The organism is Streptomyces sp. NRRL B-1140 (assembly GCF_001280065.1).
In the GTDB taxonomy this organism is placed as follows: Bacteria; Actinomycetota; Actinomycetes; order Streptomycetales; family Streptomycetaceae; genus Streptomyces.
The window spans coordinates 299450-314240 of the sequence record NZ_LGEA01000036.1 but is presented as its reverse complement, the minus strand read 5'-3'; the positions used below and the strand labels follow the sequence as shown (position 1 = coordinate 314240).

At 71.1% G+C, this 14791-nt stretch carries 14 protein-coding genes; 8 read left to right on the top strand and 6 right to left on the bottom strand.

Annotated features, from left to right (window positions below):
• Positions 1-91 precede the first annotated feature (91 nt).
• From ADK65_RS06720 to ADK65_RS06690, 7 genes are all read left to right on the top strand, one after another.
• On the top strand, positions 92-1336 hold the full coding sequence (locus ADK65_RS06720; RefSeq protein ID WP_053668871.1) for a L,D-transpeptidase: 1245 nt from the start codon (positions 92-94) through the stop codon (positions 1334-1336).
• A gap of 153 nt (positions 1337-1489) precedes the next feature.
• Positions 1490-2722 (top strand): L,D-transpeptidase family protein, encoded by a 1233-nt coding sequence (locus tag ADK65_RS06715; RefSeq protein WP_199825574.1) that lies wholly within the window; start codon positions 1490-1492, stop codon positions 2720-2722.
• An 84-nt stretch (positions 2723-2806) separates the two neighbouring features.
• Positions 2807-3574, top strand: a complete 768-nt coding sequence (locus ADK65_RS06710; RefSeq protein ID WP_053668869.1) for an enoyl-CoA hydratase/isomerase family protein — start codon at positions 2807-2809, stop codon at positions 3572-3574.
• A 219-nt stretch (positions 3575-3793) separates the two neighbouring features.
• Positions 3794-4351, top strand: coding sequence for an ATP-binding protein (locus tag ADK65_RS06705; protein WP_107092223.1), 558 nt, complete (start codon positions 3794-3796; stop codon positions 4349-4351).
• Between the two features lie 76 nt (positions 4352-4427).
• A complete protein-coding gene (locus ADK65_RS06700; protein WP_053668867.1) occupies positions 4428-5606 on the top strand; it encodes a YncE family protein in 1179 nt (392 codons plus the stop codon).
• Positions 5607-5810: 204 nt separating this feature from the next.
• Positions 5811-6023: an EF-hand domain-containing protein gene (locus ADK65_RS06695; RefSeq protein ID WP_010041731.1), complete on the top strand. Its 213-nt coding sequence runs from the start codon at positions 5811-5813 to the stop codon at positions 6021-6023.
• Between the two features lie 174 nt (positions 6024-6197).
• On the top strand, positions 6198-6860 hold the full coding sequence (locus tag ADK65_RS06690; protein ID WP_053668866.1) for an NADPH-dependent F420 reductase: 663 nt from the start codon (positions 6198-6200) through the stop codon (positions 6858-6860).
• 13 nt (positions 6861-6873) lie between these two features.
• On the opposite strand, the gene ADK65_RS06685 is transcribed toward ADK65_RS06690, so the two are convergent.
• From ADK65_RS06685 to ADK65_RS06665, 5 genes are all read right to left on the bottom strand, one after another.
• The gene (locus ADK65_RS06685; RefSeq protein ID WP_053668865.1) at positions 6874-7431 is read right to left on the bottom strand and encodes a glycoside hydrolase family 25 protein; all 558 of its coding nucleotides are present in this window, start codon (positions 7429-7431) and stop codon (positions 6874-6876) included.
• Positions 7432-7584: 153 nt separating this feature from the next.
• Positions 7585-8988: an MFS transporter gene (locus ADK65_RS06680; RefSeq protein ID WP_053668864.1), complete on the bottom strand. Its 1404-nt coding sequence runs from the start codon at positions 8986-8988 to the stop codon at positions 7585-7587.
• Positions 8989-9076: 88 nt separating this feature from the next.
• Positions 9077-9694 (bottom strand): HAD family hydrolase, encoded by a 618-nt coding sequence (locus tag ADK65_RS06675; protein WP_053668863.1) that lies wholly within the window; start codon positions 9692-9694, stop codon positions 9077-9079.
• A gap of 38 nt (positions 9695-9732) precedes the next feature.
• Positions 9733-10725: an LLM class flavin-dependent oxidoreductase gene (locus ADK65_RS06670; RefSeq protein WP_053668862.1), complete on the bottom strand. Its 993-nt coding sequence runs from the start codon at positions 10723-10725 to the stop codon at positions 9733-9735.
• Positions 10726-10833: 108 nt separating this feature from the next.
• Positions 10834-12045, bottom strand: coding sequence for an MFS transporter (locus ADK65_RS06665; RefSeq protein WP_234352806.1), 1212 nt, complete (start codon positions 12043-12045; stop codon positions 10834-10836).
• 90 nt (positions 12046-12135) lie between these two features.
• On the opposite strand from ADK65_RS06665, the gene ADK65_RS06660 reads away from it, so the two are divergent.
• Positions 12136-12897, top strand: a complete 762-nt coding sequence (locus tag ADK65_RS06660; RefSeq protein ID WP_053668860.1) for a DeoR/GlpR family DNA-binding transcription regulator — start codon at positions 12136-12138, stop codon at positions 12895-12897.
• A gap of 75 nt (positions 12898-12972) precedes the next feature.
• On the opposite strand, the gene ADK65_RS06655 is transcribed toward ADK65_RS06660, so the two are convergent.
• A complete protein-coding gene (locus tag ADK65_RS06655; protein ID WP_053668859.1) occupies positions 12973-14760 on the bottom strand; it encodes a thiamine pyrophosphate-binding protein in 1788 nt (595 codons plus the stop codon).
• Positions 14761-14791: the final 31 nt, after the last annotated feature.

Here is a 14791-nt window from a genome sequence, read left to right as displayed (position 1 = left end):
ACTGTTCTGCCCAGAGCTTGGGTCGCACTCACGTTTCCCCGGGGGCGGGCATGGTCGTTTCCCGGGGACGCGACCGGTCGTTGGGCACCGCGTGAGGCACGTACAAGGGCGCGCGCGGCGCGCGAGGGCCGCGCTGGCCGCCGTAGTGACATGGGCAGGGCTCCTCGCCGGGGCCGCGGGGTGCACCTCGGACGACGCGGGCGGGGTCACCGGGGCCCCCGGCGCGCCCCCGGCGCCCGAGGACGTCATCAAGGTCTCGCCCGGCGACGGCAGCAGGGGTGTGCGCCCCGAAAGGGCGCTGCGGGTGCGCGTGCCCGACGGCCGGCTGGAGAAGGTGAAGGTCGTCCGGTCGCAGGACGCCCAGGAGACCCCGGTGCCCGGGCACCTCTCCGCCGACGGCCTGACCTGGGAACCCGACGAGCGGCAGCTCGCGCTGGCCGCCAAGTACACGGTCGACGCGGTGGCCGTGGACGGCGACGGGCGCCGCTCGGCCCGGCACACCACCTTCACCACCTACGTCCCCGAGGAACGCTTCATCGGCTACGTCGCCCCGGAGAACCGCGCCACGGTCGGCACCGGCATGATCGTCTCCCTGGAGTTCAGCCGCCCGATCGCCGACCGCGCCGCCGTCGAACGCGCGGTCCGGGTCACCGCCCGCCCGGCCGTCGAGGTCCGCCCGCACTGGTTCGGCAGGACCCGCCTCGACTTCCGCCCCGCCGACTACTGGAAACCCGGCACCCGGGTCACCGTCGCCCTGCGGCTGCGCGACGTCGAGGGCGCGCCCGGGGTCTACGGCCTGCAGCACAAGACGCTCTCCTTCACCGTCGGCCGCAGCCAGGTCTCCGTGGTCGACGCCGCCGCGCACTCCATGGAGGTCCGGCGCGACGGTGAGCCCCTGGCCACCGTGCCCGTCACGGCGGGCGCGCCGTTGCACACCACGTACAACGGCAAGATGGTGGTCACGGAGATGCTCGACGTCACCCGGATGAACGGTGCCACCGTCGGCTTCAAGACGCGCGACGGCAAAGGCGAGTACGACATCCCCGACGTCCCCCACGCCATGCGCCTGACCGACTCCGGCACCTTCCTGCACGGCAACTACTGGGCGCACCACTCGGTGTTCGGCCGTACCAACGTCAGCCACGGCTGCATCGGACTGCGCGATGTGAAGGGCGGCAGTTCGGACACCCCGGCCGGCTGGTTCTTCGACCGCAGCCTCGTCGGGGACGTGGTGGAGGTCGTCAACAGCAATGACAAAAAGGTCTCTCCCGACAACGGGCTCGGAGGATGGAATATGGGCTGGAATGCATGGAAGGCGGGCAGTGCGGTGAAGTAACAGGACAGCGGGGCGCGTTGGCCTGTGATCCGTTGGGACCGAACGGTGACAATCGCGGGCCGCCGGTGGCCGGTGCCATGTGGTTACTATGCGCCGACGCGCGGGGGACGCGCGGGGTGCGGGCCTGACCAGGCCCTGGGAGGGGAGAACCACGTGAACGGGCGACCGATATCGGGGGCGTCGGTTGGGCGCAGGAACGGAGTGCTCGCGTCGGCGATCGGCGTGCTGCTCCTCGCCGTCACGGCGTGCGGCGGCGGGGGAACCGGCTCCGGTTCCGGCGAGGGCGGCAACAAGGGCAAGGACTCGGGCAGCGCGCAGAGCAAGCAGTCCGAGGCGGTCGTCGGCATCACCCCGAAGGACGGGGCGAAGTCCGTCGACACCAGCGGTGCGCTGAAGGTCACCGCGACGAAGGGGAAGCTGACCGAGGTCGAGGTCAAGGACGCCGAGGGCAGGAAGGTTCGCGGCGAGATATCCGGGGACGGCGCCAGCTGGACGCCGTCCACCCACCTGGCCGGTGCCACGAAGTACACGGTCCACGCGGTGGCCAAGGACTCCGAGGGCCGCACGGCCGCGGAGGACGCGGGCTTCACCACGCTGACCCCCGAGAACACCTTCACCGGCACCTTCACCCCCGAGGACGGGTCGAAGGTCGGCGTCGGGATGCCGTTCTCCATCCGCTTCTCCCGGGGCATCACCGCACCGGAGGACGTCGAGAAGGCCATCCGCATCACCACGGAGCCGGCCGTCGACGTCGAGGGCCACTGGTTCGGCAACGACCGCCTCGACTTCCGGCCGGAGAAGTACTGGAAGCCCGGCACCAAGGTGACCGTCGACCTGAACCTGGACGGCGTCGAGGGCCGCTCCGGCGTCTACGGCGAGCAGGACAAGACCGTGAAGTTCACCATCGGCCGCGAGCAGGTCTCCGTGGTCGACGCCAAGAAGCTCACGATGAAGGTCATGCGGGACGGGAAGACCATCAAGACCATCCCCGTCACCACCGGCCAGCCCGGCATGGAGACCTGGAACGGCCAGATGGTCATCAGCGAGATGCTCACGGTCACCCGGATGAACGGCGAGACGGTCGGCTACGGCGGTGAGTACGACATCAAGGACGTCCCGCACGCCGTCCGCCTGACCACCTCCGGCACCTTCCTGCACGGCAACTACTGGGCGAGCGGAGCCTTCGGCAACTACAACGCCAGCCACGGCTGCATCGGCCTGCGCGACGTGCGCGGCGGCTGGGACAAGAAGGTGCCGGCCGCGTGGTTCTTCAACCACTCGATGATCGGCGACGTGGTGGTCGTCAAGAACTCCGAGGACCGGATCGTCGACCCGGACAACGGGCTCAACGGCTGGAACATGTCCTGGGAGAAGTGGAAGAAGTAGTTCTCCCTCGCGTACGGCACGAGGGCCCCGGTGTGACCGACCGCACCGGGGCCCCGAGCGTTAGCCCCCGTTAACCTGCTGCCTATGACCGTCTCTCTCGAAGTCGCTGAAGGCGTCGGCACGATCCGTCTCGACCGCCCGCCCATGAACGCGCTGGACATCGCCACGCAGGACCGGCTGAAGGAACTCGCCGAGGAGGCCACGCGGCGCGAGGACGTCCGGGCGGTGGTGCTCTACGGCGGGGAGAAGGTGTTCGCGGCCGGCGCGGACATCAAGGAGATGCAGGCGATGGACCACACCGCGATGGTGCTGCGCTCCCGCGCCCTGCAGGACTCGTTCACGGCGGTGGCCAGAATCCCCAAGCCGGTCGTCGCGGCCGTCACGGGCTACGCGCTGGGCGGTGGCTGTGAACTCGCCCTGTGCGCGGACTTCCGCATCGCCGGTGAGAACGCCAAGCTCGGCCAGCCGGAGATCCTGCTCGGCCTGATCCCCGGCGCCGGCGGCACCCAGCGCCTGGCCCGCCTGGTCGGACCTTCCAAGGCCAAGGACCTCATCTTCACGGGCCGGATGGTGAAGGCCGACGAGGCCCGCGAGATCGGCCTGGTGGACCGGGTCGTCCCCGCCGACGAGGTGTACGCCCAGGCGCACGCCTGGGCCGCGAGGCTGGCCCAGGGCCCGGCGCTCGCGCTGCGGGCCGCGAAGGAGTCGATCGACACGGGTCTGGAGACGGACATCGACACGGGCCTCGCGATCGAACGGAACTGGTTCGCGGGTCTGTTCGCCACCGAGGACCGCGAGCGCGGGATGCGCAGCTTCGTGGAGGAGGGGCCGGGCAAGGCGAAGTTCCTCTGAACCTTCCTCCAGGGGCTTGCCATTGACGTCGTGTCTGACCCGAGTCCCTCGAAGGGGCGTTTTATGGGAGCCTTAAGGCAACCTTAAGCGTGCCGGAACGGGAGAGTCCGGCGATTACCCCGTAATTCTGCGTTCCAGCAGGTCGGACGGGGTGCCGAAGGCTTCGAGATGCCTGCGGCATATGACAGGTGATCCTCTGTTCGCCGTCCGTTCCCCGGGGTGTATTCCCCGGGAACGGCCCCGTCGGGCGCTGCGGGCGGCCATGATGGGGGCATGGCGGGGCTGGAGGGTATGGGACAGCCGCGGGGACACGCACATGCGGCCGCGGCGCGCTGGTCGCCGACCGTCGAGGACGAACACGCTCTGAAAGCACTGGAGTTGTACGGCAACCCGACGGAGGCCGAGGTCCCGCTGCCCTCCCGCCCGGAGTCCGCGGCCACCGCGAGACGGCTCACCCAGGTCGTGATCCTGCGTCACTGGGGGCTCACCCCCAAGACCACCGAGGACGCGGTCCTGCTCGTCTCCGAACTGGTCGGCAACGCCGTGCGCCACACCGGTGCCCGGGTCTTCGGGTTACGTCTGCACCGACGCCGCGGCTGGATCCGCGTCGAGGTCCGCGACCCCTCCCGCGGACTGCCCTGTCTGATGCCCGTCCAGGAGACGGACATCAGCGGGCGCGGCCTGTTCCTCGTCGACAAGCTGGCCGACCGCTGGGGGGTCGACCTCCTGCCCCGGGGCAAGACCACCTGGTTCGAGATGCGGGTCACCGACCGCTGAGCACGCCCGATGCCTCACCCGGTCGCCGGACGGACGAATCACGCGTTTCCCTCCATGGCGCCCATTAAATGGTGCAATGCGCCCCCATCTCCTCAAGAGCACCCTGGTCGCGGGTGCCGTCCTCGCCGTCCTCGCCGCCTGTGGCACCGGTAGGGGGGAACGGCCCCCCGAGGCGCCGGGCACCAAGGCCGCCGTACCGCTCCCGCCCGAGAAGAAGCCCGTGCAGGGCCTGCCCGGCATGCCGCCGGTCCTGGACCCCGAGGACGTGTACGCGGCCGACCGCCCGAACAAACTGTCCCCGGTGGTCAGGGACTTCCCGTCCCGGGTCTACGTCCCCAACACCGAGTCCGACACGGTCACCGTCATCGACCCGAAGACGTACGAGGTCACCGAGACGATCCGGGTGGGCCGGCAGCCCCAGCACGTCGTGCCCTCCTGGGACCTGAAGACGCTCTGGGTCAACAACAACCGCGGCCACACCCTCACGCCGATCGACCCGAAGACCGGAAAGGCGGGCAAGGACGTCGAGGTCCACGACCCGTACAACCTGTACTTCACGCCCAACGGCAGATACGCCGTCGTCATGGCCTCCCTCGACCGCGAGCTGGTCTTCCGCGACCCGCACACCATGGAGATCAGGAAGACGGTCCCGGTCTCCTGCTACGGAGTCAACCACGCCGACTTCTCCCTCGACGGCCGCTACTTCATCGTCTCCTGCGAGTTCAGCGGCGAGCTGCTGAAGGTCGACACCGAGAAGATGGAGGTCGTCGGTCAGCAGCGGCTGCCGTTCCAGGGCGCCATGCCGCAGGACGTGAAGGTCTCGCCCGACGGCAAGAGGTTCTACATCGCCGACATGATGGCCCACGGCATGTGGGTTCTGGACGGCGACAAGTTCACCGAGCCCACCCTGATGCCCACCGGCAAGGGCTGCCACGGCCTCTACGTCAGCCGCGACTCCCGCGAGATGTACGTGACCAACCGCGGCGAGGGCACGATCTCGATCTTCGACTTCACCCAGGGCAAGCTCACCAAGAAGTGGCAGCTGCCCGACGGCGGCAGCCCCGACATGGGCGGCGTCTCCGCCGACGGCAAGGTGCTGTGGCTGTCCGGCCGTTACGACGCCGAGGTGTACGCCGTCGACACCCGCACCGGCACCCAGCTGGCCCGCATCCCGGTCGGCAGCGGCCCGCACGGCCTCGCGGTCTACCCCCAGCCCGGCCGCTACTCGCTCGGCCATACGGGCGTCTTCCGGTGAAGGGCGGCCGAGCCGTGTGCGGCCCGCCTCGGAGGCCGACCGGGCAGGGACGGGTACCGGCCCGGTGACCTGCACGGCCGGACCCACTCGCCCGGAGTTCCGCTCGCCCGGTGCCGCCGCGCCGGAGGCGGCCACGGCCGGTTAACCTGACCACCGTCAGACCTGCGTCACGAGGACGCACAGCACGAGATGAGGGGCGGATCGGTGGCGGACATCGAGGAAGCACGCAAGCAGTTCGAGCGGATCGATACGGACGGTGACGGATTCATCACCGCTGCCGAGTTCAAGACCGCCCTGGCCCGGTCGGGCGATTGGAACGTCACCGAGTCGGTCGCCGAGGTCGTCATCAAGACCCGCGACCTCGACGGCGACAAGCGGCTGAGCTTCGACGAGTTCTGGGCCTACCTGAACAAGTAGGCGCACCGCTCGCCGCCCGTGAGCGAAGGGGCCCGGTCCACGATCCCGGACCGGGCCCCTCGCCGTACCCGGAAGGCCCCTTCACCTGCCCGGAATAGCCCGCCCTCTCCGGGGGTTGCCAGGTCACGAGACTCCACGAGGCGCTGTTCACCCCCCGAAGGGCGAGGCGAGGACATGAAGATCGGCATCATCGGAGCGGGCAACATCGGCGGCAACCTGACCCGGCGGCTCACCGCCCTCGGTCACGACGTGTCCGTCGCCAACTCCCGCGGCCCCGAGACGCTCACGGCCCTGGCGGAGGAGACCGGCGCGACGCCCGTGACCGTCGGGGAGGCCGCCCGGGGCGCCGAGATCGTCGTCGTCACCGTCCCGCTGAAGGCGGTCCCGGACCTTCCCTCCGGCCTGCTCGACGGCGCGGCGGACGGCGTCGCGGTCATCGACACCGGCAACTACTATCCCCGGGAGCGCGACGGCAGGATCGCCGCGATCGAGGATGACGGCCTCACCGAGAGCCGCTGGACGGAACGCCGGATCGGCCACCCGGTCGTCAAGGCCTTCAACGGCACCTACGCGCAGGACATCCTGGACCGCCCGCTCCCCGCGGGCGACCCCGGCCGCATGGCCCTGCCGGTGGCCGGCGACGACGAGGCGGCCAAGCGCACGGTGCGGGAGCTGATCGACGAGTTGGGCTTCGACACCGTGGACGCGGGCGGCATCGACGAATCCTGGCGCCAGCAGCCCGGTACCCCGGTCTACGGCCTGCGTGACGGCGTGGAGGCCGTCAGGAAGGCCCTCGCGGCGGCGTCCCCGCGGCGCACGCCGGAGTTCAGCGGCTGAGACACCCCGCCGCTCAGGCGTCCCCGGCCCATCTGCGCAGCGCCGCCCTGCTGTCGAAGGCGGCCACGTTCTTGTCCAGCGGGTCGTCGGTGTACTGGTGGAAGCGCCACCTGGCCTTGATGCGGGGCTTGCCCGCCGCGACGTAGTCGGCGATCCACAGGCCGTCGCCCGCGTAGGAGGTCGTGTCGACGTTCAGCCAGAAGTCGCGGTTGGCGTAGAGGACGACCCGGTTGTCCGGCCGCAGTTCCTTCAGCTTCCGCAGGAACCGGTCCTTCTCGGCGTTGCTCGCGTGTGTCCCCTCACCGGTCGTCTCCCAGTCGACGGCGAGGATGTCGCCCGGCCGGTCCGGGGCTTTGCCGACGAAGTACTCGGCCTGGGCGGTGAGGTTGCCGGGCCACAGGAAGTGGTAGAAGCCGACGACCAGCCCGGCGTCCCGCGCGCGCTTCGTCTGGGCGGCCAGTTTCGGGTTGACGTAGGACCGTCCCTCGGTCGCCTTGACGAAGACGAAGGAGAGACCGTCGGTGCTGTAGGAGGAGGACTGATAGGCGCTCACGTCGATGCCGCGCAGCATGGGGGCTCCCTTGGTGCAGGCGGGGCTGAAGTCCCAGCGGGCCGGGGGATGTCGTTATGCCCGGTGACGGTGGCGGTACGCCGGGCGCGAGGGGGCTCGCGACCCGGCGGTGGTGAGCGCCGGTCGGTCTGAGGGTCGGTGAGAGGAGCGGCGTCAGGGGGCGGGGGAGCCCGCCGGAGCCCGGCTCGCGTCGTCGGCGGCGGTCTCGCGGTCGTCCAGGGAGACGTGCTTGGTCTCCTTGCCCAGCAGGAGCGCGATCAGCGTCAGCACCGCCATCGCCGAGAGGTAGACGCCGACCAGCCAGGGCGAGCCGTCCCCCGCCTCCCACAGCGCCACGGCGATGAACGGGGCGACCGCCGCTCCCAGGATCGAGCTGACGTTGTACGCGATGCCGGAGCCGGTGTAGCGCACGCTGGTCGGGAAGAGCTCGGGCAGGAGCGCACCCATCGGCCCGAACGTCATGCCCATCAGGGTGAAGCCGAGGACGAGCCACAGCACCACGCCGAGGGTGCCGAGACCGATCAGCGGGACCCAGACCAGTCCGAAGGCCACGATCGCGGCGGTGATCCAGATCAGCGTGGTGCGCCGCCCGTACCGGTCCGCGAGCGGGCCCGAGACCAGGGTGAAGGCGGCGAAGAACAGCACACCGAAGATCATCATGAGCACGAACGTGGTGTAGTCGTACCCGAGTCCCGGCACGGCGGCGTCCTTCGCGGCACGTCCGTAGCTCAGCGAGAACGTGGTCATCAGGTAGAAGAGCACGTAGGTGGCCAGCATGATGAAGGTGCCCAGGACCAGCTGCTTGCCGTGGCTGCGCACCACCGTGACGAGCGGCAGCCGCCGCACCCCGCCCGACTCGCGGGTCCTCGCGAAGACCGCCGACTCCACGAGCCGGGAGCGCACCCACAGGCCGATCGCGACCATCACCGCGGAGAACAGGAACGGCACGCGCCAGCCCCAGCTGACGAAGGCGTCCGAGGGCTGCGAGGGGTCGGAGCCGGCCGCGGACGGCAGCAGCGCGCCCATGACGAGGAACAGGCCGTTGCCGATGATGAAGCCGAGCGGGGCGCCCAGTTGCGGGAAGGTGCCGTACAGGGCGCGCTTGCCGCTGGGGGCGTTCTCGGTCGCGACCAGGGCGGCGCCGCTCCACTCACCGCCGAGCGCGAAGCCCTGCGCGAGCCGCATCAGCACGAGCAGCGCGGTGGCCAGCCAGCCGGCCTGCGCGTAGGTGGGCAGGACACCGATGAGGAAGGTGGCGATGCCCATGGTCAGCAGCGAGACGACGAGGGTCTTCTTGCGGCCGAGCCGGTCACCGAGGTGTCCGAAGACGACGGCGCCGACCGGGCGCGCCACCATCGCGGCGCCGAAGACCGCGAAGGACGACAGCAGCGCGGTGGTCGGGTCGCTGCTCGGGAAGAAGAGCTGAGGGAAGACGAGCACCGCGGCGGTCGCGTAGATGTAGAAGTCGTAGAACTCGATCGTCGTGCCCATGAGGCTGGCGACGAGTACGCGGGACCGCGGGTTGACGGGCGTGCGGGCGGGATCGGTAGCTGGCATCGCTCGGTCTTTCACGTGTGAAACATGGGTGATGCAACGATGTCAGCCGTCTTGTTTTCCGGTATGAGCGTCTCGCCTGTTGAGATGATCAGCGAGGCAGCCACGCGTCGACGGCGGCCGCCAGTCCGTCCTGGCCGGTGAAGACATGCCCGTCCAGGCCGACGGCCCGCGCCGCGCTGACGTTCTCCTCGCGGTCGTCGATGAAGAGGAAGTCGGCGGGCGCGGCCCCCAGGGCGATGACGCAGTGCTGGAAGGCGGCCGGCTCGGGCTTGGCCGCACCGATCTTTCCGGAGAAGGCGACGTGGTCGAGGTCGTACAGCCACGACTGGGCGGCGAGGAAGGCGTCCGCGTGGTCCGCGGGAATGTTGGACAGCAGGGCGACCCGGGCGCGCTCCCGCAGGTTCCGCACGTAGGCGACCATGCGCTCGTCGACGCGGGACCAGCTGTGGATGTCGGTGAGCCGCAGCTCTTCGATCGTGTCGGCGTCGGCGGGGCGGGACAGGTCGTGCAGTACGTGGGTCCAGTACGCGGACGCGGTGAGCCGGCCGGCGTCGTAGGGCGGGCGGTGGGTCCAGTAGGCCGTGGTGAAGGCGTCCAGGGGGGTGTGGCAGCGGGCGGCCATTTTGTCCAGGGCGCCCGGGCGCTGGTGGCGGGCTATGACCCCGAAGAGGTCGAAGAGCACGATGCGGCGGCGGTCGGTGGGCATGAGGGTGTCGGGTTCCTTGGGGGGCTCGGGGGTTCGGGTCAGTGCCGGTGGGGGAGGGCGCGGGCGAGCGAGTCGAGCGCGGCCAGGGGATCGGGGCCCGCCGGAGCGAGGACGACGCTGGTCGCGCCGGCCGCATGGCGGGCCTCGATCGCCTTGCGGGCCTGGGCGGGGGTGCCGGCGATGCTCAGCGCACGGACCCAGTCGGCGGGCATCGTCCGGGCGAAGTGCCGGGCGTCGGGGCTGACGGCGCGGTGTGCGCGCAGTTCCTCGGCGAAGGGCAGGGGGTCGATGTGCGCGGCCCACTGCGGTTCACCGACCGATTCCAGGGAGGCGCGGACGCGGGCCAGGGCGGCTTCCTCGTCGTCGTCCACGGCGGCGGCGTCGTAGACGACGATCTCCGGGGAGCCCGTGGAGGCGGCGGGGCCCAGGTTGTGCAGGGAGGCGGTGATGTAGCCGGGTGCGGCGGGCTCGGCCAGGAGGAGCCCGTCGGCGACCTCGCCCGCCACGGCCTGCGACTTGGGGCCGCGGACGCCCAGGATCACCGGGGGCACGAGGTCCGGGACCTCGGTGAGGACCACGCCTTCGCAGCGCACGTACCGGCCGTTGGCGGGGCCGGGCTCACCGGCGATGAGCAGGCGCAGCGCTCTCGCGTACTCCTTGATCAGCGTCAGGGGGCTGGCGGGCCAGGACCCGGCCTGGCGCATCCAGCCGGGCATGCCGTGCCCGATGCCCGCGACGAGCCGGCCGGGGTGGAGCTGGGCGAGGGTCGCCAGTTCCATCGCGGCGAAGGCCACGTTGCGGGCGCCTGCGGGCATGATCCCGATCCCGACGGTGAGGTGCGTGGTGGAGGCCAGGACGGTGGCGGCCTGGGCGACACCGCCTCGCCAGCCGAGGTCCTCCACCACCCAGACCTGGTCGAACCCCAGTTCCTCGGCACGCCGGACATACGGCAGCACCTCGCCGACGGGGAGGTCGAGCGGCAGCATGACACCGACGCGGCTGGGGGCGGGACGTGAGGGGGACTCGGACATCGGGGACTCCTTCGGCCGGCTGAGGGCGTGTTCGCCCCCGACCTCGGGTGAGGCGGGGGAAGGCGAGCTTGTGCGGCACGGCTGTCAGGGACCGTGCCGCACAAGCGGTCAGTGGGTGCCGGCCGCCATCTCGGGCCGGCGCGTGCTGTCGTCGGATCCGGTGCGCAGGACACCGGCGCCCACGGCGGTGGTCACACACAGCAGGGTCAACAGGACGAAGGCGTGGTTGAGGGCGACGACGTGGGTCAGCCAGCCGATCACGGCGGGGCCCGCGAGCATGCCGACGTAGCCGAGTCCGGCGACGCGGGAGACGTTGGCCCCGGCGGCGGTGGGATCGGCGTGGCCGGCCGCGCTGAACAGCTGCGGGACGCAGCCGGACAGGCCCAGTCCGAACAGCGCCCAGCCGGTGAACACGGCCCACATCCACGGGCCGAGCACCACGAGGGTGATGCCGGCGGCGGCCATGAGGGCGCCGTGGCGCAGGATCGCCAGGGACCCGAACCGGGCGACGAAGCGGTCGGCCAGCAGGCGGCCGGCGGTCATCGCCGCGGCGAAGGTGCCGTACGCGAAGGCCGCGGCACCGGCGGACGCGCCCAGGACGTCCCTCATGTGCAGGGCGCTCCAGTCGTTGGCGGCGCCCTCGCACAGCATCACCATCAGCGCCAGCCCGGCCAGCAGCCAGACCCGGCCCGTGGGGCCGCCGCGCTCGACGGCCGGTGACGTCCCGGTCTCCGACGCGGAGCCGGGGCTCTCGACGGCGGGAGCGGCGGGCAGCAGGGCGCGTGCCGAGACCAGGGAGATCACGACGCCCACGGCTCCCGTGGCGGCCATGCCCGCGGCCGGGTGCAGTCCGGCGCTCGCCGCGCCCGCTCCGGCGAGGGCGGCCAGGACACCGCCGACGGAGAACGTGGCGTGGAAGCCGGACATGACGGGGCGGCCGTACGCCTTCTCCACGTGCACGGCGTGGGCGTTCATGCTCACGTCCAGGCAGCCGTTGCAGAGCCCGAAGACCAGCAGCGCACCGGCCAGCGTCCACGGGTCCTGGGCCAGACCGGGCAGGAACAGGGTCGCACCGCAGAGCACTCCGCCGGCGGGCACCACGACGCGGGTGCCGAGACGGTCCGTCAGCGGACCCGCCACCTGCATGCCCACGAAGGCCCCGAGACCGAGCACCACCAGCAGGCCGCCGAGGGTGGCGTGGCTGATGCCGACGCGTTCCTCGATCGCGGGGATGTGCACCACCCAGGTGCCCAGCAAGGTGCCGTACAGGACGAAGTAGACATAGGTCGCTACACGGGCGGCTGGCAGGGAACGTTCCATACCGCCCAGCGTAACGAACATTTCTGGTGTTCGGAAACCCTGCTAACTAACAGAATTGTTGTTCATTTCACGGTGGTGTTCAATCACGGTATGAGCAACGCAGACCGGCACGGGCTGATCGCGAAGGCCGTCAGGGACTCCGGAGGCGCGACGGTCCAGGAACTCGCCGGGCTGACCGGCGCCTCGGAGATGACCATCCGGCGCGACCTCGACACCCTCGCCGCCCAGGGCGTCCTGGAACGCGTCCGCGGAGGGGCGCGCACCCTGCTGCTCCGGGGCGAGGAGCCCCCCTTCGCGCTGCGCGCCCACGAGGCGATCGACGCCAAACGCCGGATCGCCGCCCGGATCTCCGCCCTCATCGCCGACGGCGAGAGCGTCCTGCTGGACAGCGGCACCACCTGCCTGGAGGTCGCCCGCCTCCTGCGCGAGCGGCCCGTCACCGTGATGCCCCTGTCCCTGCAGGCCATCCACCTGGTCGGTGAGACACCCGGCCCGGCCACCCTGGTGGTGCCCGGCGGACAGCCCCGGGCCGCCGAAGGGGCCCTCACCGGCCCCCTCACCCTGGCCTCCCTGGCCGCACTGCGCTTCGACACCGCCGTCATCGGCTGCTGCGGGCTGACCGCGGCCGACGGCCTGACCGCCTACGACCTCGACGACGCCGCGGTGAAGAAGGCGGGTATCGCGTCCGCCCGCCGCGTCGTCGCCGCCGCCGACGGCAGCAAACTCGGCCACACCGCCTACGCCCACGTCGGCCCCGCGTCCCTCCTGCACACCCTCGTCACGGACACCACCGCGGCCGCCGGGGAGGTCGCCGCACTCGAGGACGGCGGCACGCTCGTCCAGACCGTCTGACGGACCGTCCGCTCCGCGGCCGCCCGCAGCCCGTGCATCCCCCGGGGGGGCACGGGCTGCGGACGTGGTGCCGTGTCAGAGGTGCTGCTCGGTGGCCCGGATGCGGTCGTACTCGTCCTGGCGTTCGTCGGTGATGTACGCCGGGATCGGGAAGTCCCACCAGCCGGGCACCCAGGGGCCCGCGGCGTCACGGTCCGTGGGGACCTCGACCAGGGCGGGCGCCCCGGACCGGACCGCCTTGCGCAGCGTCGGCTCCAGCGACTCGGCGTCGTCGACCTTCCACGACTCGATCCCGAAGGCCCGGCCCATGGCCGCGAAGTCGGGGCTGTACGGCGAGCCGTCGGGGTGGGAGAACTCGGTGCCGATGTGCCGCGAGGTCTGCTTGCGCTGGCCGCCGCGGATCGACATGTAACCCGCGTTGTTCTGGACCACGAAGATCACCGGTGCGTCGGCGGTGACACTGAGGGCGATCTCCTGGGCGGTCATCAGGAAGTCGCCGTCGCCCAGGACGCACACCACGGGGCTGTCGGGCCGGGCCAGCTTGGCGCCGACGGCGGCCGGGACGGCCCAGCCCATGGAGGAGAAGCCGCCGGAGGTGAGGTGGGTGCGCGGGGAGTAGACCGGGAAGGTCTGCTTGACCGCTCCCTGGGTGTTGCCCGAACCGGCGACGATGATCGCGTCGCGCGGCAGCACGTTGCGCAGGGCGCCGAGCGGGCGCTGGGAGGTGAAGGGGAAGCGGTCGCTGTCCCGGCGGCCGGCGAGCTTGTTCTCCCAGTCCTGCTTCAGCTGCGCCAGTTCGGCGAGGTACTCGGAGCGGTCGACGCCCTGGCCGGGCAGGGAGTCCACGATGGCTGCCACGGCGCGCTGCGCGTCCGCGACGATGCCCACCTCGGCGGGGTAGTTCTTGCCGATCTCGTGCGGGTCGATGTCGATGTGGATGAGCTTCGCCGGCGGGATGGAGAAGCTGACGCCCTTGGCGTAGCTGGAGGCCGACCAGTCGGTGAAGCGGCAGCCGACGGAGATCACGACGTCGGCGGAGCTCGCGATGGCGTTGCCCGTCATCGTGCCGGTCTGGCCGACGCTGCCGGCGAACAGCTCGTGGTCCTCGGGGAAGGCGCTCTTGCCGTTCCACGTGGTGACGACCGGGATCTGCCACTTCTCGGCGAGCGCGAGGACCTGGTCGGACGCCTCGGAGGTGATCGCACCGCCGCCGACCACGATGACCGGCCGGGTGGCCGCGCGCAGCACGTCCACGGCGCGGTCCACGGCCTCCGGGTCGGGGTGCTGGCGGCCGACCGGGATGCGCCGCTCCAGGTCGTGGAGGTCCACGTTCGCGGCCTCGGCCTGTACGTCCATGGGGACTTCGAGGTGCACCGGGCCCGGGCGGCCGGTCAGCATGGAGTTGAAACAGCGGTGCAGGACGAAGGGGAGCTCCTCGACCCGGGTGACGACCCAGTGCCGTTTGCTGACCGCCTCGGCCACCTTGGGGAAGTCGTTCGCCGTGTAGCGGTCGAGTTCCTGCAGCAGTCCGTGGCCGCGCATGTGGGTGGGCGGGCCGCCGGTGACGACGAGAACGCTGGTGGAGTCCGTGAACGCGGTGCCCATGCCGATGACGGTGTTGCTCGCGCCGGCGCCGATGGAGGTCACCGCGGCCTGCGGGCGGCCGGTGACGCGGTAGTAGCCGTCGGCGAGGTGGACGGCGCTCTGCTCGTGGAAGGTCTGGATGAAGGGAATCCTGGACTCGTCGTCGAGGAAGGCGTCGGTCAGTGACCAGATGCCGTGGCCGGGGATGCCGGCGACGACGTCGACCCCGTAGTTGCGCAGGGTCCGCGCGACGATCTGGCCTCCGGTGAGGACGGGCATGGTGTGCTCCCAATCAGCTGGGGGGTGAGAG

What these genes read in the sequence shown, in the direction of transcription:
- ADK65_RS06655 (WP_053668859.1), bottom strand. Translation starts at nt 14,760, where the DNA reads ATGCCCGTCCTCACCGGAGGCCAGATCGTCGCGCGGACCCTGCGCAAC.
- ADK65_RS06710 (WP_053668869.1), top strand. Translation starts at nt 2,807, where the DNA reads ATGACCGTCTCTCTCGAAGTCGCTGAAGGCGTCGGCACGATCCGTCTC.
- ADK65_RS06680 (WP_053668864.1), bottom strand. Translation starts at nt 8,988, where the DNA reads ATGCCAGCTACCGATCCCGCCCGCACGCCCGTCAACCCGCGGTCCCGC.
- ADK65_RS06700 (WP_053668867.1), top strand. Translation starts at nt 4,428, where the DNA reads ATGCGCCCCCATCTCCTCAAGAGCACCCTGGTCGCGGGTGCCGTCCTC.
- ADK65_RS06690 (WP_053668866.1), top strand. Translation starts at nt 6,198, where the DNA reads ATGAAGATCGGCATCATCGGAGCGGGCAACATCGGCGGCAACCTGACC.
- ADK65_RS06665 (WP_234352806.1), bottom strand. Translation starts at nt 12,045, where the DNA reads ATGGAACGTTCCCTGCCAGCCGCCCGTGTAGCGACCTATGTCTACTTC.
- ADK65_RS06670 (WP_053668862.1), bottom strand. Translation starts at nt 10,725, where the DNA reads ATGTCCGAGTCCCCCTCACGTCCCGCCCCCAGCCGCGTCGGTGTCATG.
- ADK65_RS06685 (WP_053668865.1), bottom strand. Translation starts at nt 7,431, where the DNA reads ATGCTGCGCGGCATCGACGTGAGCGCCTATCAGTCCTCCTCCTACAGC.
- ADK65_RS06660 (WP_053668860.1), top strand. Translation starts at nt 12,136, where the DNA reads ATGAGCAACGCAGACCGGCACGGGCTGATCGCGAAGGCCGTCAGGGAC.
- ADK65_RS06675 (WP_053668863.1), bottom strand. Translation starts at nt 9,694, where the DNA reads ATGCCCACCGACCGCCGCCGCATCGTGCTCTTCGACCTCTTCGGGGTC.